Origin of the sequence: Neobacillus sp. DY30 (assembly GCF_030123065.1) — a bacterium.
Lineage (GTDB): Bacteria > Bacillota > Bacilli > Bacillales > Cytobacillaceae > Neobacillus.
Map to the genome: position 1 here is coordinate 4773562 of NZ_CP126093.1, position 22296 is coordinate 4795857.

At 41.7% G+C, this 22296-nt stretch carries 18 protein-coding genes and 1 other annotated feature; of the genes, 2 read left to right on the forward strand and 16 right to left on the reverse strand.

The genetic code is table 11. The features are described from left to right. Nucleotides 1-73 precede the first annotated feature (73 nt). The 13 genes from QNH29_RS23610 to zapA all read right to left on the reverse strand — a co-directional run bounded on the left by QNH29_RS23610 (nt 74) and on the right by zapA (nt 15817). Complete coding sequence (locus QNH29_RS23610; protein WP_283861731.1) at nt 74-1852, reverse strand: IucA/IucC family protein; 1779 nt, start codon at nt 1850-1852, stop codon at nt 74-76. 11 nt (nt 1853-1863) lie between these two features. Further along, nucleotides 1864-3123: a lysine N(6)-hydroxylase/L-ornithine N(5)-oxygenase family protein gene (locus QNH29_RS23615; protein ID WP_283865729.1), complete on the reverse strand. Its 1260-nt coding sequence runs from the start codon at nt 3121-3123 to the stop codon at nt 1864-1866. A 37-nt stretch (nt 3124-3160) separates the two neighbouring features. Next, a complete protein-coding gene (locus tag QNH29_RS23620) occupies nt 3161-3712 on the reverse strand; it encodes a GNAT family N-acetyltransferase (protein WP_283861732.1) in 552 nt (183 codons plus the stop codon). After that, entirely contained in the window at nt 3709-5490 is a 1782-nt protein-coding gene (locus tag QNH29_RS23625) for an IucA/IucC family protein (protein WP_283861733.1), read from the reverse strand. The genes QNH29_RS23620 and QNH29_RS23625 overlap by 4 nt, the downstream gene beginning before the upstream one ends. Continuing rightward, nucleotides 5471-6991, reverse strand: a complete 1521-nt coding sequence (locus tag QNH29_RS23630) for a pyridoxal phosphate-dependent decarboxylase family protein (protein WP_283861734.1) — start codon at nt 6989-6991, stop codon at nt 5471-5473. The genes QNH29_RS23625 and QNH29_RS23630 overlap by 20 nt, the downstream gene beginning before the upstream one ends. A gap of 12 nt (nt 6992-7003) precedes the next feature. Continuing rightward, nucleotides 7004-8356 carry an aspartate aminotransferase family protein gene (locus QNH29_RS23635; RefSeq protein ID WP_283861735.1) on the reverse strand — a complete coding sequence of 451 codons (1353 nt, stop codon included), beginning with the start codon at nt 8354-8356 and terminating at the stop codon, nt 7004-7006. Between the two features lie 6 nt (nt 8357-8362). Continuing rightward, nucleotides 8363-9361, reverse strand: coding sequence for an alpha/beta hydrolase (locus QNH29_RS23640; RefSeq protein ID WP_283861736.1), 999 nt, complete (start codon nt 9359-9361; stop codon nt 8363-8365). Further along, nucleotides 9339-10007, reverse strand: a complete 669-nt coding sequence (locus QNH29_RS23645; RefSeq protein ID WP_283861737.1) for a GNAT family N-acetyltransferase — start codon at nt 10005-10007, stop codon at nt 9339-9341. The genes QNH29_RS23640 and QNH29_RS23645 overlap by 23 nt, the downstream gene beginning before the upstream one ends. 387 nt (nt 10008-10394) lie before the next feature. Beyond that, nucleotides 10395-10802, reverse strand: coding sequence for a DUF350 domain-containing protein (locus QNH29_RS23650; RefSeq protein ID WP_283861738.1), 408 nt, complete (start codon nt 10800-10802; stop codon nt 10395-10397). Nucleotides 10803-10820: 18 nt separating this feature from the next. Continuing rightward, the gene (locus QNH29_RS23655) at nt 10821-13178 is read right to left on the reverse strand and encodes an endonuclease MutS2 (RefSeq protein WP_283861739.1); all 2358 of its coding nucleotides are present in this window, start codon (nt 13176-13178) and stop codon (nt 10821-10823) included. 13 nt (nt 13179-13191) lie between these two features. Then, on the reverse strand, nt 13192-14913 hold the full coding sequence (gene polX / locus QNH29_RS23660) for a DNA polymerase/3'-5' exonuclease PolX (RefSeq protein WP_283865730.1): 1722 nt from the start codon (nt 14911-14913) through the stop codon (nt 13192-13194). An 81-nt stretch (nt 14914-14994) separates the two neighbouring features. Next, nucleotides 14995-15549: a CvpA family protein gene (locus QNH29_RS23665; RefSeq protein ID WP_283861740.1), complete on the reverse strand. Its 555-nt coding sequence runs from the start codon at nt 15547-15549 to the stop codon at nt 14995-14997. Nucleotides 15550-15556: 7 nt separating this feature from the next. Continuing rightward, nucleotides 15557-15817: a cell division protein ZapA gene (gene zapA, locus QNH29_RS23670; protein WP_283861741.1), complete on the reverse strand. Its 261-nt coding sequence runs from the start codon at nt 15815-15817 to the stop codon at nt 15557-15559. Between the two features lie 134 nt (nt 15818-15951). Here zapA and rnhC point away from each other — a divergent pair, with 134 nt between their 5' ends. Then, nucleotides 15952-16884, forward strand: a complete 933-nt coding sequence (gene rnhC, locus QNH29_RS23675; protein ID WP_283861742.1) for a ribonuclease HIII — start codon at nt 15952-15954, stop codon at nt 16882-16884. A gap of 224 nt (nt 16885-17108) precedes the next feature. Here rnhC and pheT read toward each other — a convergent pair whose 3' ends face one another. From pheT to QNH29_RS23690, 3 genes are all read right to left on the reverse strand, one after another. After that, a complete protein-coding gene (gene pheT, locus QNH29_RS23680) occupies nt 17109-19523 on the reverse strand; it encodes a phenylalanine--tRNA ligase subunit beta (RefSeq protein WP_283861743.1) in 2415 nt (804 codons plus the stop codon). Between the two features lie 14 nt (nt 19524-19537). Continuing rightward, nucleotides 19538-20575, reverse strand: coding sequence for a phenylalanine--tRNA ligase subunit alpha (pheS, locus tag QNH29_RS23685; RefSeq protein WP_283861744.1), 1038 nt, complete (start codon nt 20573-20575; stop codon nt 19538-19540). Nucleotides 20576-20647: 72 nt separating this feature from the next. Beyond that, nucleotides 20648-20890, reverse strand: a binding site (T-box leader). 61 nt (nt 20891-20951) lie between these two features. After that, nucleotides 20952-21701: a TrmH family RNA methyltransferase gene (locus tag QNH29_RS23690; protein WP_283861745.1), complete on the reverse strand. Its 750-nt coding sequence runs from the start codon at nt 21699-21701 to the stop codon at nt 20952-20954. Nucleotides 21702-21811: 110 nt separating this feature from the next. On the opposite strand from QNH29_RS23690, the gene sspI reads away from it, so the two are divergent. Next, nucleotides 21812-22018 (forward strand): small acid-soluble spore protein SspI, encoded by a 207-nt coding sequence (gene sspI, locus QNH29_RS23695; protein ID WP_283861746.1) that lies wholly within the window; start codon nt 21812-21814, stop codon nt 22016-22018. Nucleotides 22019-22296: the final 278 nt, after the last annotated feature.

A 22296-nucleotide genomic window follows, 5' to 3' on the forward strand; every position in this document is an offset into this window, starting at 1 on the left:
ATTTTTTTAAAAAATTCAGGTAGGGTTAACAAAAAGAGTGGCAGCATCTATTGAATGCTGTCACCCTATCTTTTTAAACAACTGCAGGCTTTCCAGCAGCCAGCGGGTTTTTTACTCTTCCAAATTCTGAAGCATGAGGCCTGTCATCGCCATCGCCATATCCATATTCAATCATCCTGTTCCGGTTCAGGCAAAGTTTCTTAAAGGATGGTCTCAACAGATCAAACAGCTCAAATCGTTCTTTCAGTTCAGGGAACTGCGCCTGATACGATAGAATCGTCTCTCTTAACATGTTCCAGAAAACAGCTTCATCCAGTTCCCTGCTCCGATGAAGAATGTCTGCGAGATAGCGGAAGTGGCATACGAATAATCCGGTAAAGATAAATTGACAGAGTCCTTCCGGATCCTCGCTTCTCAACACATTTCTTAACTCTGCAGAGATGGTTTCAAGCTCTGACAGCGGCTGATCACTGATGTTCACATCATCCACAAAATCTTTGACTGCGAGACGATGCGGTTTGCTGTCCTTTAAAATGACGACTGTATTCTGCCCGTGAGGTGAAAAAACGGTTCCATATTGATATAAGTAGTGCAGAAGCGGCGGAAGCAGTACATCAAAAAGCTGTTTTGTCCACTCTTCTGTGTTGAGGCCTGCCTTTTTTGCAAGTTTAAGCGCATAGGATTCTCCGTCCTCTCCAACATATAAAAGCGCAGCCAGGGTTATCGCCTGCTCTCCTTCGTCCAGGAACGAATAAATACTTTCTCTCCAGATGACACCAAGCATCTCAAGGAATTGATATGGAGCCCCTTGCAGCTTTGTATAATCTGGATGAGCGTAGTTCATGCTTGCTATTTCTCCAGGTAGTACAACTCTGCATGTATCACGCAAGAATGAGTCACGATCCCGGATTCCCTGAATATGCTGCGTGATTTCTGGTGCTAGCACCACCCGTTCAGACGGCAGGCCGCGAAAAACGAGTGTATTCAAAATGCTCATCGGAAGCTTCACATGATATTTCATTTTATCTTCCATGTTCACGAACGTTCTGATTGATTGCTGTGGCAGGTACACATCCTCTCCTTTTCCAAGATAAACAATGCGCTTTTCAAACAGCTCTTCTGAAAAAAGCGGTACCAATACATGATTCCACTGCCATTCATGAACAGGCATGAAGAAATAATTCTCCGGCTGAAGACCTTCCTCATGCAGAACCTTCTGAAACGTTACCCAAAGGGAAGCACCCAGCTCGCTTTTCAGTAAATCCTCATAATCTAATTCTACAATTGAATGAAAACTCCCCTTCTCTTTTGAAACAGCTATCCAGTCAAGCTTGATCTCCTTCTTCTGTTCCGGCGCATACTGTAGGTAATCCGTATAGGAAAATCCGATTCTTCCTTTGTTATATGTAATCCATGGATGACCGGTCATTTCCCCTTCAAGCTCGGCATAATCGATTTCAAGGAGGGACTCTGTCCGCTGATTTTCCTGTCTGGCCAAGATATGGGCATCTGCAAGCAGCGTCCGCTTATATTCTTCAATCAGATAAGCGGCAGTAAATGGTTTAATGCCGATTTCCTTTTGCAGCTCAAGCAGAAAAGCAACTGCACTTTTAGCATTCGCCCATTCTCCGCCTGTTTTTTTCTGAATGGAGTCAGGGTCTATCCAGTAGCTGTCCATAAGCCGTTCTTCCGCCTGGAATCTGTACATTGTCCCGCCGTCTAATGAAAGGTGATATAGACCATCCGTTTTCTCTGCTGAAATCATGTCTTCATATAAAAACTCTGCAATCATTTTGGCAAGCAGCCGTTTGTTTGCTATTTCCCAATGCCTTTTTTTCACGTTCGTTTCCATTCCATTCACTCCTATACGGTTTGTTTCTTCCGGGCAAGATGCTGGATTCCAAAGTGCTGAAAGACATTTTTTTCCGGAATCTCAAAAATTGTTTTACCGGCAATCGAATTTATGATAACCGCATTCCGATAAGCGCCAAGCCCCAAATCAGGGGCTCCTATCCCATGGGTATGAAGCTCGCCGTTTTGAATAAATACCTTGTGCTCATCTCTTGTCACATTCATTACGGCCTGATAGTTTCTCGAAATAACAGGGCGTCCTGCTTCGTCCCATTTCATTGAATAAGCCAGGCTGCTGAATGCTTTAGGCCAGAGGGTTTGGTATCCTGTTGCAGCGATAACGGTATCTGTTTCAACCTTAAACGATTCACCCTCCTCCCTGTGATAACAGTCAAGCTCCAGACCGCCGCCATATTCAGAAATATCTTTAACCGCCGTTTTGGCAAGAAGCTGTACCTCGGGCTTTTGTCCGGCGATCGTTCTTTCATATAAAAGATCGTAAATGTCTGCAATTGTATCTGAGCTTATACCCTTATACAGGGAATCCTGCTTTGGCACAACTTCATCCTTCAGGCTTTGAGGCAAGCGGTAAAAATAATCCGTGTAATCAGGTGAAAAATGTTCAAGCCCGAGCTTAGAATATTCCATTGGAAAGAAACCGTCTGTTCGTGTCAGCCAATTCAGCTTATAGCCCACGGTTGCCTGCTCTTTTAAAAGCTCAAGGAAAACCTCTGCGGCACTTTGTCCTGAGCCGATTACTGTAACTGTCTCCCCTAATGCTTCATTCCTTCTTTGCAAAAACTCCGAAGAATGATAGAGATTACGGCTGCCTGCCGCAGTCCATTCCGGTAAATTCGGGGCACTTCCCATTCCTAGGACCAGATGCTTTGCGTAATAAGTCTCCACATGTCCTGTCAAAACATCTTCTACACTCACTTCAAAACCATCTGCATGCTCAGCTGCATCAATGACTCTCTTGCTGAACCGGCATGATGACAGCTGCTTTGAGACCCATTGAAGGTAATGGTTATATTCTCTGCGGGGTATATGAAACGATTCCAGAAAATAGAAGTGGTACAGTCTTTTCTGGTGACGCAGATAATTCAAAAAGCTATATTTGCTCGCCGGATTCACCATTGTAACGGCATCCGCCATAAAAGGAACCTGAAGAGTCGTTCCTTCGATTAATAATCCTTCATGCCAGGCAAACTCCGGTTTTTGATCAAAAAACAAAGCGTCTATTCCGCCTGTTTCATCTATCAGGGCTGCCATACCCAGATTAAACGGACCAAGCCCGACACCTATTACGTCATAAATCACTTGTAAGCCTCCTTTCAAAATCTTCTCTTGTGCAAATCATAAACAGGGCTTGTTTATCAGGAAGGGTAAGCTCCTTTTGCGGAACAAACCCACACTTTTTAAACACGTGAATCATTTTAGCGTTGCGGGTGTCAGGTTCCGCAACAATCCTCGCTGTCCTGCTGTCAGAAAACATCTGCTGCATGATGTTCTGAAGCATAGGCTTTGCCAAACCTTTTCCTAAATAAGAGGTGTCTCCAATAAGTAAATGAACACCCTGATCAAATGGTTCTGCATCATAATAGCGGCCGATGATATCGTCTTTTGCCCAATATGTTTCCCAGTAGCTTATCTCTTCCCCGTTCATCATGCCGATCCATAAAGTTTGATGCCTGTCTGTAAGTAAACCCTTTAAGTGCTTTGCATACTGGCTGAACGAAAGGTTCTGGTGCCAAAAAGGAATGACGTGCGGCTCATGGTGCCACTGATGAAGCATAACTGCATCCTTCTCAAAATCAACTTTGCGGAACGTAATCACTGCGTTTGTTTCTTGTTGAATCATAATGAAGCGACGGCCTCCTCTTTTAACAGCGGATTTGGAATATCCACATACACAGACTGAGTTTCAAGTGGACCTACAAGCTCATCTAGATCATGAAATCGTGTCATGAGATTGGCCTTGCAGGGCAGTTTTTCGCGTTCCAAGAAGCTTTTTATAAGCTGAGAAGGATGTCCATCTGGAACAGAATAGGCTTCCAATTCTTCCCGTATGATGTTAAGCAGCATGCGTTCGTCTGCCAGTCCTGCCGTCCCGAATGCATTCACAATACCGAACAAATGATTGAAAAAGAAATAGTAGCGCAGGCGCTCATCTGCTATTGCATCTGAACAGAAGGTTTCGCTTTTCTGTCCCGCTTCAGGAAGAATTGATTTAAGTAAGCTCATCTTTGATTCACAGAAGTAAAAACCTTGGTTATCACGGTAAAAGAATCGATCAGGATATCCGTCTTTCAACTGAACAATGCTGTTTTGCTGATGTGCCTCAAGTGCAATCCCCTTCTCATAATAAAGCCAGAGAATCGGTTTTAAGGAAATCTTCAAGTAACGCTTTAGCCAGTCCGAACTGATTTCGCTTGTGGTGCGGTTTTCTTTATCTGCTATGCCGCGGATTATACTTGAAAGTCTTGATGTTCCTCTTTTCAGTCCATCTTGGCATAAAGAGACGATGGCCGTTGTTTGATTTGCATTTTCCTGATAAAACGGATTTTCGCGAAGAATGACTTCAAACCCGGATTCTTTCCTATCCTCCAGCTTCATGGTGAGAAATGCCGGATCGTGAACAAACCCAAATTGGGGAAACTTATCTGAAATTTCCTTCCCTAGGCCGGCCTCCATCAGTTCTTTTACCTCTGCGCCTCGTTCTAATTCCTTCATTAAATTAGTCCGTACTGAATTCGTAATTTTTATGTTCAATGAAAACTTCAACATAAACGGCACATCAGGATGAAATACTGTTCTCAGTGAGGAGGTGGCAAAGTAAGAACGCCCGTGCTGTCCAAGGTTCTCAATAGCTCCCGCTTCTACAAGACTCTTAATCTCATGATTTTGAAGGACATATTTTGCCTGCCATGGATGCAGCGGAAGCAGCGCGTACGTATCCTCTTTTGCATACTTGTTTTTGAAGTCATTTGTTATGTCTGGATCATCAAGTACCATTTGCTTAATCAGCTGAATGGCTGAATGCGCAAGCAGGGATTTAGAATAAACAAAGTCAGCAGGAACTCTAAAATAATGCAGCGGAAAGGAGCCTTTTAATTCAGGTGAATAGGATTCGATTTCCTTTTGATTCATCCCTTCCCTACTTTTTGCTGCAGGATGAAGCAGGTGTCCGAATAAAAGCGACTGCTCTGCGGCAAGGAAATCAAAGTCTGTGCCATACAATTCTTCTTCATCACCTGAACGGTTTTCAATAAAAGCTGCCATTAGCATGCAGCTCCGGGAAATGCGGGTAAGCAGCTCATTCTTTTTTTCATCATGCCGGCCAGTATTCAAGTCTATTAACGTCACATCAATGCAGTCCATGAAACTCAGTTTTTCGGAACCCCTATAAACTACTGGGCCAACTAAGTGGCGTCCTGTTTCTGAATAATATGCTAAAGGTATGTATAATGCAGATTTACTTTTTAGCAAAAGCTTCATCCACTTGCCTGAATGGACATGTTTAAGCTCTTGTGGAACATCCTCGGTTAAAAAGCCTTTTCCCGTCTCACGGATATAACAATTTAAATAGCTTTGCAGAGTAGCATGCTCTGCACGTTTTCTAGCTTCTTCCCTGTTCATTCTGAAGCCTCCTCCATTCATTTTGTCCGATTTCTTTTATCCTCTTGATCAGTTTCGACAGATCCTCTGCTTCTGCGAGAGGATTTAATAGTGTAAATTTCAGGCAAGCATGTCCTTTTACCTTTGTACGAGCAATAACCGCTTCTCCATTTGCAAGCAATCTGTCCCGAATTCGGTAGTTTAGTAGATTGATGGCGTACTCTGTAAGCATGCCGTCCCCTATGTACCTGAAAACAACCGTGCTCAGCTCTGGTTTATGCATAACCATAAATGAACTGTCATTTTCAAGCATTTTATGGGCATCCTTTGCGAGAGTAAGGGTGCGCCCGATGATTTCTGACCAGTCGCTCCTGCTTATCAGCTGAAAGGACAGGAAGGGTTTTAACGCATCAAATCTTCTTGTTGTCTGCAGGGATTTTCCTACAAGATTCGGTACCTCTTCTTCATCATCTTCCTCTGGGTTGAGGTAATCTGCGTGCCGTTTCATATAAGAAAACGAGCTGCGGTCATTAACCAGAAACGCCCCGCAACTGATTGGCTGGTAAAACATTTTGTGAAAATCAACCGTAATGGAGTCCGCCTTATCAATGCCTTTCAATTTGTATTTGTACTCCTCTGACATCATGAGGCCTCCCCCATACGCCGCGTCCACATGGAACCAAAGATTATATTGTTTAGCGGCCTGACTCATTTCTTCTAGGGGGTCTATAGCTCCAAAATCGGTTGTGCCTGCTGTGGCGATTAGAGCAAAAGGAATCTTTCCATCTTTTTTTAGCTGCTTCAGCTTTTCTTCCAAATCGTTCATGCACATCCTGTGGGCAGCATCTGTATTTACAGGAATGACGGCTTCTTCTCCAAGCCCTAAAACAGAGGCTGCCTGCTGTACGGAAAAATGGGCAGCGTCCGAGCAGAGAATTTTAAGAAGGTGGTGTTTTACAGGGAGACCCTGTTTCTTAATATCCCAGTTCCAAAGCTTTAAAGCTGCATGCTCTCTTGCAAGAAGCAGCCCCATCAAATTGGATTGTGTTCCTCCACTTGTCATGACCCCGTCACCTTCACAAAGGCCGAAAAGGCGGCAAAGCCCATTCATGACCATCTGCTCCACCATGGTTGCAGCCCCGCTTTGATCCCAGGAATCCATTGAAAGATTCAATCCTGAAATCAGTACTTCAGCTGCTAAACCAGTCAGCATCGGCGGACAGTGCAGATGTGCTGCACATAACGGATGTTGGACAAATACGGCATGGTTAGCAACCGCAGATGAGAGCTTGTGAAAAACTTCCCTGGGACTGCCGGCAGTTTCAGGAAGGAACTCAGGAAATTGAGCTTCAAGTCCCTCCTTTAATAGCTGAGGAGAGGAACCGCTGAATGGAGCATTTGCAAGAACGGCTGATTTAAGTGTTTCCATTGCCTGGTTCATTACATGTTGATAGCTTTCGAAGCTTCCTTGTGAATTTGTGAGAAAAAAAGCATCGATTTTTGTTTTTACGCTGGCTGTCATTTTCTTCACCTCCTATACAAAACTTGGCATAAGCGCTTTTTCCGCTGCCATCGCCGCTTCGAAGAACAGATCGCACACCGTTTCAAGCTGCTCTTTTGTGATAATCAGCGGAGGAAGGAATCTGACGGTACTTCCATAGCGGCCGCCAAGCTCCAGGATCAGACCTCGTTTAAAGCATTCCAGCTGAATTTTCTTAGCCAGCTGCGGATTTGCAGGATAACTGCCGAGTGCATCTGCAGGAGCGGTTTTGTCGACGATTTCCGCTCCAACCATAAGACCTAAACCGCGAACGTCACCAATGGATTGGACATCTTGTTTCATTTCCTTTAAGCGCAGCATGAGGAAATCCCCAAGCAGAGCTGCCTGCTCGTCAAGTTTTTCCCGCTTAATAAACTTCATTGTTGCCGTACCTGCTGCCATGGCCAGCTGATTGCCGCGGAAGGTTCCTGCATGAGCGCCAGGCCCCCACTGGTCTAATTCTTTGTGATAGACAACGACCGCAAGAGGCAGAGTACCGCCAATTGCTTTTGATAAAACAACCGCATCAGGAATAATGCCGGCATGCTCAAATGCAAACATTTTTCCCGTGCGCCCGAATCCTGTCTGCACTTCATCCACAATAAGTGGAATCTGTTGTTCAGAAGTAATCCGGCGGACTTGCTTCACCCATTCATCAGGTGCAGGTATGGCGCCTCCCTCACCCTGAACAACTTCCATTACCATTCCCGCAGGCTTTACAATCCCTGATTCCGGATCATTCAAAGTCCGTTCAATGAATGTCGATCCGACTGCTGCTCCTTCTTTTCCTCCGATGCCAAACGGACAGCGGTATGCATATGGATAAGGAAGAAAATGAACATCAGACATCAGATTCGGAATTTTTGTCTTCGGACCAAGATTCCCCATTAGGCTAAGGGATCCATTAGTCATTCCATGGTATCCGCCTTGAAACGAGAGCATCCCCCCCCTTCCAGTTGCCGTTTTCACAAGCTTCATTGCTGCTTCAATCGCATCTGAACCAGATGGGCCGCAAAATTGAATCTTCGCATTTTCTGCAAATGAGGCGGGCAGTGCATCAAACAATTCTTCCACAAACTCCTCTTTCATCGGCGTCGTAAGATCAAGCGTATGTAGCGGGCGTTTCCCTCTAATTACATTTTCCATTGCTTCAATCACAACAGGATGGTTATGGCCAAGTGCAAGTGTACCTGCTCCTGCTAGACAGTCTATGTACGTTTTGTTCTCCACGTCTTTTACATAAATCCCTTCTGCTTCACTAATGGCAATCGGAATTCTGCGCGGATAGGATCTTGCATTCGATTCCCGTTGGTTTTGACTGCTTAGGTAGAATTCATTTGTCAGCAAATATAATCACCTTCCTGATTGAAAATAATTCTCATTCTCAATTAAAAATAAAAAACGTTCTCTTATCATCGTTTTTAAAGTTCCGGCGAGTTCAATCATGGCAATATCTGCCCTTTTGACCTGGCCGATCATATTTGGAAAACTGTGAACGAGCTGCCTGTAATGCAGGTGCTTCACATGAACCCCCTCGTTTTTAAGTTTTTCTGCATATTGGAATCCTTCATCTCTTAACGGATCATATTCCGCTGTTACCAAAAGCAATGAAGGCACATGCTCATGACTTTTAGCATTCAGAGGAGAAGCAAATGGATGGCTTCCCTGCCTCGCATCTGGAACGTAATGTTTCCAAAACCACTCCATTTTTTCTTTCGTCAGATTAAATGCATATCCAGTTTGATAGGAATCCGTTTTAAGCTTATGACAAAGTACTGGAGTAATAAGGACTTGAAGATGAAAAGGACAACTTATGAGTTCCGTCATCCAAAGGACTGCCGCAGCTGCAAGATTCGCTCCAGACGATTCACCCCCAATCGCCATCTGAGCAGGATTTCCGTTCCAGTGCCGGACATTTTGCTGCGCCCATTGTGCCACAACCATGACATCCTGCAGTGCAGATGGAAACGGATGTTCAGGAGCAAGCCTGTAACCAACTGAAATCACTAGACACTCCGCATTCATCGCTAAATACGTGCATAATGAATCAGCACTGTCTAAATCTCCAAAAACCCATCCCCCTCCATGCATAAATAGAAAAACCGGCAGTTCTTCGGCTCCTTTCGGTTGATAAATCCTAACAGGGATATTCCCTTCTCCAACATAGACATTATGTGTTTGAATGTCGTCTGACTCAAACGGCTTGAAAAATGTTCTAGCTTCTTTATAAAAAAATCGCGACTGGTCAGGCGTCAGTTTCTCCAATGGCGGATGATTAAGTTCCATCATTTTTTCACTGATTCGACCAAGCAAGTCTGATAGGTCCTGATCAATTGGATGGTTCCTTTTCACATGGCGCTCCTGCTTTCCAAAAAGTGTTGTCTTCCCGTTTAGGTTCTTTCCTAAATTTAACATCTTTCGTCAATAAATAACGGTAAAAACGATTTCTCTCACCTATCATTAAAGCCGCTTTCTTATGGGGTAAGGTGATGGTGCAAACTCTTTCTCCTCCAATTCTCTTTAAAATCGGTATGACAATTCGATTTCTTACATCAGGCTCACCTATGATGCGTCCGCACTCATATTTTTCCATAAGAAAGGCCGTCATGGCTCTTATGAGCATAAGCCCATCGTCTTTATTTAAGAATTCTCTTGGCCCGATAAGCAAATGCATTCCAAGATCACTACTTTTTGCTTCGTAATACTCTTTTACGGGATCTTGAAAAATGCTGTAAGCCATCAGGTAGGCCACTGGGAGATCGTCTAAATAAACAAGAAAAACCCGTTTATTATCTGCATGAAGCGTCCGGTCCAGATAGCCGGTAAATTGATCTCTACTCACGTTCAGCTTCCAAAAAGGGGCAATGTGTGGAAGCTGCATCCAAGTATGCAATATATCTGTATCTTTTCCAGTCACATGTCTAAATGCGATGGATTTATGATATTCGCTGTCTTGTAAAATTGCTTCAAAATCTTCTTCTCTCTTTATTTCAATCAACTCCTGTCTGTTATAATTTGGATTACATGGAAATATTAATTGAAAATGATTATCATTGTCAATAAGAATTCGGAAAATTAGTTCATCCTGCCCACTAAAGGTTTTCGAGTATGATATTTGTTAGAACATTATCCCTATTCTTAGCTACAAAAAAAAGAAAACAGCAACAATGCTGTTTCCTTTTTCTCTACTAATGTGATCCTATTTCCAGGTTCTAGCTCTAATGTATGCACCCTAAAAAATCCAACCGATTTATAAAAAGTAATTGCACGCATATTTTTTACTACTATGGTGTTAAAAAAATAACAAGTACCCCAAACCAATTAGTAAGAATAAGGCGCATAAACCAAACAATACTTTGGCTAAAGTCTCCACTTTTTTCTCCCCTTACGAAATTCCTGCACCTATCACATAAGATAAGCCAATCGACAAAATCATCGCAATAAATCCAACCGCACGATTATCATTTTTTATTTCTTGATCTATGTTAAATTTAGGTGTTAAGAATTCAAAGATAAAATATCCTATCAGTAATAGCACAAAGCCAAATACTCCCCAGCTTATCATTGTAACCAATGAATCATTTTGTTCAATGGAGAAGCGGAAAATATTAGCAATTCCGAATATTTTCCCTCCGGTTGCCATTGCGACCGCGATATTGCCCTTTTGTATCTCTTCCCAATTTTTATATTTCGTTACCAACTCAAAAATGGCTAAAAAGAGAATCACACATAAGATAACCACACTATAATTGGCAGCACTTTGAATATACACGTTATCCCAAAACTGGTTCATTCCTCTTCTCCCCGGATATTATTTAAATTCAACGACAGTAACGCCAGAACCGCCCTCGCCAGCTTCTCCGAAACGAATCTTCTTAACAGAACGGTGATTCCGTAAATATTCCTGGACTCCCTGTCTTAATGCACCCGTGCCTTTTCCATGAATAATAGAAACACGAGGATAGTTTGATAATAACGCATCGTCTATATATTTTTCCACTCTCATGAGTGCAGCCTCGTACCTTTCCCCACGTAAATCCAACTCTAACTTTACATCTGCGTCCCTGCCTTGGACAATCGCCATTGGTCTCGTTTCTACTGGCTTTGGCGTGCTGATATACTCTAAATCCTTTTCCTTTACCTTCATTTTCAGGATGCCGATTTGTACCTGCCATTCGTTATCGGTGACTCTTTCAAGAAGTGTACCTTTTTGGCCAAATGTTAGAACTTTAACCTCATCACCAGGTGTGAAAGTGTGCTTTTTCGTTTTCTTACTCGCTTGATTCGCAGATTTCTTTATTTCAGGAGTGGCAGCTTCAAGACGGCGCTTTGCGTCAATTAACTCATGTTCTTTAATCTCGGCATGCTTTTCGATTCTCATTTTTCGAAGGTCACGGATAACCTTTTCTGCCTCACTCTTTGCTTCTTCAAGAATCTCGCCAGCTTGTTCAGCCGCTTTTTCTAGCATAGCGTCTTTGTTTTGATAAAATTCGATCATTTGCTTTTGCATATCCTGATGAAGCTTCTCTGCCTGTCTTAAATAATCACGTGCTTCCTCATGCTCGATTTCAGCTTGACGTTTACTCGCCTCGAGTGACGCAATCATCTTATCAATTTGATTTGTATCTTCACTAACATGGGATCTCGCGGCCTCGATAACGCCTTCATTTAACCCTAATCGTTTTGAAATTTCAAAAGCATTGCTTCGTCCTGGTACACCAAGGAGAAGCTTATAGGTTGGGCTTAGCGTTTCAACGTCAAATTCAACACTGGCATTAAGGACACCTTCCCGGTTATAGCCATAGGCCTTTAATTCTGGATAATGAGTAGTAGCAATGACTCTCGCCCCTCGATTATGCACCTCATCTAAAATGGAAATGGCAAGCGCTGCACCTTCCTGAGGGTCGGTTCCTGCACCAAGCTCATCAAATAGGACAAGCGAATTAAAATCGACCTTATTTAAAATGTCTACGATATTTACCATATGGGAAGAAAAAGTACTTAAGCTCTGTTCGATGGATTGCTCATCACCAATATCCGCATAAATCGCATCAAAAACAGCAAGTTCTGAGCCATCATAGGCAGGTACCTGTAAGCCTGCCTGTGCCATTAATGAACATAAACCGAGCGTTTTTAAGGTAACTGTTTTACCACCCGTGTTTGGTCCGGTAATAACAATTGTGGTATAGTCCTTTCCAAGCAAAATATCATTTGCTACCACTTCATCAATTGGAATTAACGGGTGTCTAGCTTTAAATAAGGCAATTCGTCCTTCATTATTCATGCGAGGCATACTGGCCTTCATCTTCCGGCCGTATCTTGCCTTAGCAAAAATAAAATCAAGATTTCCCAGAACCTCAACAATTACCTGCAGATCTGATTCAAATTCAGCAGTCTTTGCAGAAAGCTCTGTCAAAATTCTTTCGATTTCAAGCTGTTCTTTTACTCTAATATCCTGTAATTGATTGTTTAATTGGACAATTACTTGTGGTTCAATAAATAGCGTCTGACCGGATGAACTTTGGTCATGGATGATACCGCCATAATGACCTCGATACTCCTGTTTAACAGGGATAACAAAGCGATCATTTCGAATGGTTATAATCGAATCTGACAGCATTTTTGCTGCATTGGATGAACGAATCATACTCTCTAATTTTTCTCGGACTCGGGCTTCATTCGACCGCAATTGGTGTCTTAACGAACGTAACAAATCACTGGCACTATCAAGAACTTCACCACTTTCATCGATGGCGTGTCTAATTGATTCTTCCAAATTGGCTAGAGGAATAATACGGTCAACCTGTTCCATTAAAATTGGAATTTCGGTTCTTTCTTCCGCAATATCTTCAATAAATCTTTTCATTTGCCGGCTTGCGTGAATGGTACTGGCGACCTGAATCAATTCATGCGAGCTAAGTACGCCTCCAATGACCGAGCGTTTAATATGTGCTCTAATATCATGGATTCCTGATAACGGGACATTTCCTTTAATTCGTAACACGGTCGTTGCCTCATCCGTCTCTGCCTGCAGTTTAACGACCTCTTCATAATCTGTGGATGGTACTAATCTTTTTAGCTTATCTATTCCAAGAGACGACGCTGCATGTTCAATGAGCTGGTCTCTTACTTTTGTAAATTCCAATACCTTTAACGTTCTTTCTTGCATGGAGAGGAACCCCCTATTTTCGATTATGCAAAAATTCAAGTAAATCATTCGGTTCCATTGTGTTGATCACCGATGATTTTTTTATCCAGCCTTTTTTTGCTGTTGAAACCCCAACGCCCATATGTGATAACGTTTCTCTCTTATGGGCATCGGTATTTATAAATATTTTCACTCCGGAATCCTGTGCTTTTCTTAAGTATTCAGCTTTTAAATCCAAACGATTAGGATTGGCATTAAGCTCTAAAGCGGTATTTGTTTCTTTTGCTAACTCGATCAGCAGATCAATATCTACATCATACCCTTCACGTCTGCCAATTTTCCGGCCAGTCGGATGTGCAATTAAATCAACATGTGCGTTTTCTAACGCTGTGCGTAACCGCTCCATGATTTTTTCTCTTGGCTGAGAGAAAGCAGAGTGAATCGAAGCGATGACGAAATCCATTTCAGCAAGCAAATCGTCCTCATAGTCTAATGTGCCGTCTGGAAGGATATCCATCTCAACCCCTGATAAAATTAGTATATCATCGTATTTTTGATTTAATTTTTTTATTTCTTCTTTTTGCTGTAATAACCGCTCACGCGAGAGCCCGTTTGCCACTTTTAAGTATTGTGAGTGGTCTGTGATGGCCATGTACTTATAGCCCTTTGCACGACATGCTTCCACCATTTCCTCGATGGAATGTGCCCCATCACTCCAGGTGGAGTGCATGTGTAAATCGCCCTTAATATCACTAAGTTCGATTAATTCACCTGCGTAAGCCGGAAAATCCTCTACTTCCTTACCATCTTCTCTTATTTCTGGCGGAATTAGGGGAAGATCAAAATGCTTGAAAAACTCTTCCTCTGAAGTAAATGTAAGAATTTCACCAGACTCCACATTTTCTACGCCATACTCACTTATTTTTTCTCCTCGGTCCTTTGCAAGCTGTCTCATTCTGACATTGTGATCCTTGGAACCAGTAAAATGGTGGAGAGTAGTAATAAATTCTTCTGGTTTGACAATGCGAAAATCTACCGATACATCATAATCAAACCAAAAAACAAGGGATACTTTTGTATCTCCTGCACTAATAATCTCTTTTATATTTGGTAATTCCAGCAGAAATTGTTTTACTTTTTCCGGCTGTTCACTTGAAATGATAAAATCAAGGTCTTTAACGGTTTCCCTTACTCTTCGCAAGCTTCCTGCCCGGGAATATTGATGAATCTCGGGAAGTTCAGCAAGTTTTGCTTCAATCAGATCGGCAATTGGCAGCATATAAGCAAGCGGCAGGCGATCTGGTCTAGAGCCTGCATTAGCAATAGCACTTAAGATTTTCTCTTCTGTCTTTTTTCCAAATCCTGCAAGCGCCTGCACTTTTCCTGCTTTACAAGCTTCTTCAAGGGTTGTAACATCTTCGATACCCAATTCTTTATGAAGTTTCGCAATCTTTTTACCGCCAAGGCCAGGCAATTGTAATAACGGAATTAACCCTTTCGGCACCTCTTCCTTTAACTCATTTAGTACCGTGGATGTGCCTTCATTTATGTATTCCTCTATAACAGCCGCAGTGCCTTTGCCAATTCCAGATATTGACGTAAAATCTTCAATATCCGATAAGCTGCGATCATCAAATTCCAGCGCTGACGCGGCCTTTCGGAAGGCAGATACCTTAAAGGGATTTTCACCCTTTAACTCCATGTAAACCGCGATTGTTTCTAACAAACGAATTAAATCTTTTTTATTTACCTCCATCATTTCCACCCACCTTACCAATATTTTAACCTTTTAATAGAAAAACTTCTCTCCTAGAGAGAAGTAAGGGCGTTCTCTCCTTTAGAGAGAGGTTAATGCAGCTGTATACTCTATCCACATATTCTTAATTTGTTCTGATAGAATTGGCGTATGATTAACGAGAAGACTTGCCATTATGGAATCATCCAATGGCTTTTGCAGAGCTTCCATTGGAACTAGCGCAGCAATATATAATAAAATAAAGAGAATTAAGTAGACTTCAGCGAAACCAAGTAATCCGCCTGCCCATACATTTAATTGTTTTAGAATTGGCAAATGGGCAATAAAATCGAGCATCGATCCAATGATTTGCAGTAATATCTTTACCGCAAAGAATATCATAATAAAAGCTATAGCGCGGTAAAAAGCCTCCTCCATATTGCCGTTCTCACTTAATAGTTTTAGAGGAGAAGTGGTACCTAGATTTGGATACGGAACCCATAATGTTAGTCTAGGAGACAAATCGTCATAGTATAAAATTGCGACGATGTATGCAATAATAAAACCTGTTAAATGAACCAACTGCAAGATGAATCCTCTTTTTAACCCGATAAAAAAACCAAAGATAAATAATACAATAATGGCTAAATCCAGCATGACTTATTCAGTCCTTTTCCTTTTGTAGTTCTGATTGCAGCTGCTCTAACTGTTCCTTCATTTTAAGGAAATCATTGACCGCATTGACCGCTGTAAGTACAGCGAGCTTATTTACATCTAGTAACGGATTCCTGGAACCAATTTCGCGCATTTTTTTATCAACTAAGGAAGCGACATGTCGAACATGACTTTGGGTTTCGGTCCCTAAAATAACGTATTGCTGCCCGTATATATCAACGGTTGTTCTGGTTTTATCTATATTTGACAAATTACTGCCTCCATTCGATTCGAAGAAATCCCTAATTTATAATATAACATGAACAGATATGTGTCGAAAAGTAGAACAGTTTGCATTGGTTGAAATTTACTTTTTTTAGAATAATGTCGAGGAGTGTTTTTAAAGTGGGTAATGTCGTAATAAATCTAAGTATGTCTGAAATTAATAAAATGAAAAGCTACTATGAAGGTAAATTGCTAGATAAAACTCCTCCAGGAAGTGTGTTTGCTGCCAAGACTACTGGTTCGATGATTACTGCCTATAAGTCTGGCAAAGTTTTATTTCAAGGAAGCGGCTGTGAAGCAGAGGCCAGCAGGTGGGGCGAGGCCGCAGCAAAGGCACCTGCTAAACCAAAAGCAGCTAAAGGTAATCTGCCTGAAGGTTTTAGCAACTGGTCCGTTATTGGCTCCGATGAAGTCGGTACCGGTGATTTTTTTGGCCCCATAACCGTCGTCGCCGCTTACGTCAGGAAGGAAGATATTCCTTTATTAAAAGAATTAGGGGTTCGAGACTCGAAGGATTTAAATGATGAAAAAATTATCGCTATCGCAAAGGTGATTAAAGATGTAGTACCGTTCAGTTTAATGACACTGAAAAATGAAAAATACAACCAGCTTCAAATGTCAGGGATGTCACAAGGGAAAATGAAGGCGATTCTCCATAATCAAGCCATCCTAAAGGTGCTGGAGAAGATTTCACCGGTTAAACCAGATGGTATTTTAATTGACCAATTCGTTCAAGAGAGTACCTATTTTCAGCATGTGAAAAATCAAAAAGCTGTTGCCAAGGAAAATGTGTATTTTAGTACGAAGGCGGAGGGGATTCATCTTGCGGTAGCAGCAGCTTCGATTCTAGCACGTTATGCTTTTGTACAGTATTTTGATAAGCTAAGTCAATCGGCAGGCTTTAAGATACCAAAAGGAGCAGGTGCGCAGGTCGACGAGGCCGCTGCAAAGCTGATTTTGAAAAAAGGCAGAGAGGTGCTTCCACAATTTGTAAAGCTGCACTTTGCTAATACGGAAAAGGCCATGAATCTTGTGAATAAAAAGAGAAGGTAATAGTAATGGACCTTTCATGAGGACGGTTTTTTCTTGACTCGTACGGTTTTGGGCTTCATGAGCAGTTCATGAGGACCTTTTTTTGTGATTCCTATGATTTTGGGCTTCATGAACCTTTTATGAGGACCACTTTTTCATAATCCAAATGATTTTGGGCTTCATAAAAACCACAACAAAAAAATGACCTAGTTGATTTAATCACTAGGTCATTTTCTTTCTATATATTACCCTCTCAACACTGCTCCTGCTTGAGTCTTCAAGGCTTCAAGTACTTGAGTATGGACTTTTGTTACTTCTTCATCTGTTAATGTACGTTCTGGATCCATGTATTTTAGTGAGTAAGCAATGGATTTCTTTCCTTCTTCCATGCGCTCACCTTCATACAAATCAAAGACGTTAACTTCTTTAAGAAGCTTTCCGCCGGCAGTTTGGATAATATCCCTTAACACGCCAGAAACTGTTTCTTTGTCAACAACAAGTGCGATGTCTCTTGTGATGGATGGGAAACGTGGAATGGCTTCGTATCTTAATGCTGCTGTCGCTTCTTCAAGTACTGCCTTCAATGAAAGCTCGAAAACATAAGTATCTTTCAAATCAAGCTCTTTTTGCATAGTTGGGTGTACTTGGCCAACAAACCCAATTCTTTGTCCATTTAATAAGATTTCTGCTGTACGTCCTGGGTGCATGTTATCCACTTTGGCCTGAACATAAGAAATACTTTCAGTAAGACCAAGCTTCGCAAACAATCCTTCTAAAATACCCTTTAACACATAGAAGTCAACAGCCTTTTTTTCACCCTGCCAAGAATGACTATGCCATAGACCTGTAATCGCACCTGCTAAATGCTCCTGTTCTTCCGGTAGGACTTCGGTTCCATTCGCTAAGAAGACCGCTCCTGTCTCATACACAGCAAGACTGTCGTTTTGACGGGCACTGTTATATTTTACTACTTCTAGCAACTGCGGCATAATGCTTAAGCGCAGGATACTGCGGTCCTCACTCATCGGCATTGCAAGGCGAATGAAGTCGCGTTTCTCAAGTGCAAATTGCGCAGCTTTTTCCTCACTTGTTAACGAATACGTAACCGCTTGGTACAGTCCTGCACCTTCTAAATATTGGCGGACAATTCTGCGCTTATCCTGATAATCAGATAACTTACCTGGAGTAGCGGAACCGATTGGCAATGTTTTTGGAATGTTATCATAGCCATAAAGTCGGGCAACTTCTTCGATTAAGTCTTCTTCTATTTTGATGTCACCACGGCGTGTAGGAGCTGTAACGGTAATCACATTTTCATCTACATTCACCGTAAATTGAAGACGTTCAAAAATCGCTTCGACATCCTGAACAGTCAGGTTCGTACCGATCACATTATTTATTTTTTCTATAGTAATCGAAACGACTGCAGGTTCAACTGTTAGTGTATCAACTTCGGAAGCACCTTCTAACACTTCGCCTCCAGCATATTTTGCAATTAAGTATGCAGCACGCTCACCCGCAGCACGAACACGATTTGGGTCCACACCCTTTTCGAAACGAGCACTTGCTTCACTTCTTAAGCCATGGTCTTTTGAAGCTTTTCTTACAGTACCTCCTGTAAAATAAGCAGCCTCCAGTAATACGGTAGTTGTATCAGATGTTACTTCTGAATTTGCACCACCCATTACACCTGCTAATGCTACCGGTTCTGTTCCATTTGTAATCACTAAATGGTCTGAAGTTAATGTACGTTCAACATCATCTAGAGTTACAAACTTTTCACCATCATGGGCACGACGGACGAGGATTTCTTTTGAACCTAGTCGATCATAGTCAAATGCATGCAGCGGCTGGCCATATTCTAATAAGATGTAGTTGGTAATATCGACAACATTATTATGCGGGCGAATTCCGGCAGACATTAATCTTGTCTGCATCCATAGCGGCGCTGGACCGATTTTTACATTTTTAATGACTTTAGCAGCATATAAAGGATTATCTTCTGCTGCTTCTACTTTAACAGTAATATAATCAGTTGCTTTTTCAGTACCTGGCTGAACATCAATTTCTGGAAGCTTTACGTCTCTGCCAAGAATCGCTGCCACTTCATACGCCACACCAAGCATGCTCAAGCAATCCGCGCGGTTTGGTGTTAAGCCAAGCTCAAGAACTTCATCATCACGGTTTAATAATGCGATGGCGTCAGTACCAACCTCTGCATCCTGAGGAAAAACAAAGATTCCTTCTGAATATTCCTTTGGTACAACCTTTGCTTCCACACCAAGCTCTGTTAAGGAGCAGATCATCCCATTTGATTCTTCACCGCGAAGCTTTGCCCGTTTGATTTTAAAGTTGCCAGGTAAAACTGCCCCAACCGTTGCAACAGCTACTTTTTGTCCTTGTGCGACATTAGGTGCTCCGCAAATAATTTGAACAGGTTCACCCTGACCAATGTCCACCTGGCACTTGCTTAATTTATCAGCGTTAGGGTGTTGTACACGTTCAACCACGTGACCCACGACTACGCCGGTAATTCCTTCGTTAAGGACGTCTACACCCTCAACCTCAATCCCGCTTTTTGTAATTTTTTCAGCTAATTCAACTGCTGACACTCCGGATAAATCAACATAATCCTGGAGCCATTTATATGAAACGAACATTTTATGCTCCTCCTCTATTCATGTTTAGAAAATTGCTTCAAGAACCGTACATCATTTGTATAGAAATGACGAATATCATCAACACCGTATTTCAACATGGCAATTCGCTCTGGTCCCATACCGAAGGCAAAGCCAGTGTATTTTTTAGAATCATAGCCAGCCATTTCAAGAACGTTTGGATGGACCATTCCTGCTCCAAGAATTTCAATCCAGCCTGTTTTCTTACAAACATTACAGCCGTGTCCGCCGCAAATCATACAAGAAATGTCCATTTCAACAGAAGGCTCTGTAAATGGGAAGAAACTTGGACGCAATCTGATTTCACGGTCTTCACCAAACATTTTCTTAGCGAAAACCTCTAAAGTACCTTTTAAGTCACTCATTCGAATGTTCTCTCCGACAACAAGTCCTTCGATTTGCATGAACTGGTGAGAGTGTGTCGCATCATCATTATCACGGCGATATACTTTTCCTGGGCAGATTATTTTGATTGGACCTTTTCCTTGATTCTTTTCCATTGTCCTAGCTTGAACCGGTGATGTGTGAGTACGCAGTAAAATCTCTTCTGTAATATAGAAAGAATCCTGCATATCACGAGCAGGGTGACCCTTCGGCAAATTTAAAGCTTCAAAGTTATAATAATCCTGCTCTACTTCAGGACCTTCAGCAACCTGATATCCCATGCCAATAAATAAATCTTCAATTTCTTCAATAATTCTTGTTAATGGATGGTGGTTTCCTACCTTAACTGGTCTTCCAGGGAGTGTCACATCAATCGATTCGGACGCTAGTTTTTCTAATACGGCAGCTTCCTCTAAATCTTTTTGTTTTGCTTCTAATGTAGTGGCAATAGCCTCACGAACTTCATTTGCAAGTGCTCCCATTACTGGTCGCTCTTCTGCTGAAAGTTTCCCCATTCCACGCAGTACTTCCGTAATCGGACCTTTTTTTCCTAAATACGCAACGCGAATATCATTCAATTCTTTTAAGCTTGATGACTGTTCAATTTTTTGAATAGCTTCCTGTTGCAATTCCTTTAATCGTTCTTGCATCGTATTTCCTCCTTTTAATCGTCAAATTTCGAGCGGGTACTTTCGTCAAAAAACAAAAAAACCCCATCCCTGGAAAGGGACGAGGTTTATAGTCGCGGTACCACCCTTGTAAACACGATATGTATAAAAACATTGTGTTCGCTTCATTCGGATAACGGCTAGGCCGGTGCATCTTTACACATACTTCTGCATGTGGTCCCGATGCCAACTCAGGAGGTGAACTTCTCTTACCATTTCCATAAAAGTGCTTTCAGTCATGGCACTTTCTCCCTAAAAGGTCTTTGATAAGATACTTTTCTCCGTCATCGTTTTTGGTATTTTTCAATAATGTAAATTATTATATAATACTTTACTTAATGATTCAAACTAGTATCGTCTATTTTTTTAAAAAATATAAGAGGATTCCTGTTGCTACTGCAACATTTAAAGATTCACTCTTGCCATATATAGGAATGTAAAGATTGGCATCTGTTTTAGCAAGAAGTTCTTTGCTAACCCCATTCCCTTCATTTCCGACTAATAATGCATAGGAATCACCTGTTGAAATGTCAGTATATGCAGAAGCACCTTCAAGTGCTGTACCGTATACAGAAATATTTTTCTCCTGCAGCTTTTCTATCCATTCATGAAGATCCCCTCTTATGATTGGAAGATGAAAATGACTTCCCTGTGCTGAACGAAGTACTTTTGAGTTGTAAACGTCCACGCTTCCCTTTCCTACCACAACTGTGTCGATGCCTGCAGCATCTGCGGTACGAATCATCGTTCCTAAATTCCCTGGATCTTGTACGGCGTCAATTAGCAGATATGTTTTTGCTTCTGGTACTTCTATTTGAACCTGCTGGCAAACGGCATAAATTCCTTGTGGTGCCTCGGTATCAGATAATGAATTGGAAATCTCCTCGGTTACGATCGTGACTGGTGTTCCTCCAGAATCCCAGCGCGGCGGAAGACCGGTCTTATCGGAAACGATTATCTCGATAACACTATCACTTTGTTTTAGTGCTTCTTCAACTAAATGAAAGCCTTCTACTAAAAATGTCCCGGACTTATCCCGTTCCTTTTTTGTTAATAACTTCTTCCACTGTTTTACTTTTGGATTTTGAATCGATTCAATGTGCTTCAAGTTTGTACTCCTTCAGGTTTTTTTCTCATTATATCCCAAAAAAAATACATAATAAAACATAAATTAGAAAACATATAAGAGTAATACAGGATAAAAAGGAGTGAATTCAAATGAACTTAAATTTGCGAAATGCCATTATTCACAATGTTTCTGGTAACTCTCAAGCAGAATTAGAAGATACAATCGTTGACGCAATCCAAAATGGAGAAGAGAAAATGCTTCCTGGGTTAGGTGTATTATTTGAAGTTATTTGGAAGAATTCTTCTGAGGAAGAAAAGAAGGAAATGCTTGCAACACTTGAAAGTGGATTAAAATAATTTCCAAGCCGCCGAATGAATTCGGCGGTTTTTTTATGGGCAGTAAGTGACTAATAAACCAGGTAAAATGGAGAGTCCTCTTTACGTTCAATTCGTTCGGTCATGTGGAAAGCTCCCTCTTTACCCAATACTCAAAAATGAAATTCGTTCGGTCACGTGGACAGCTCCCTCTTTACCCAAAACTCAAAGTTCAATTCCTTCGGTCACGTGGGAAGCTCCCTCTTTACCCAAAACTCAAAAATCAATTCGTTCGGTCACATAGAGTAAAAAAAAATCCT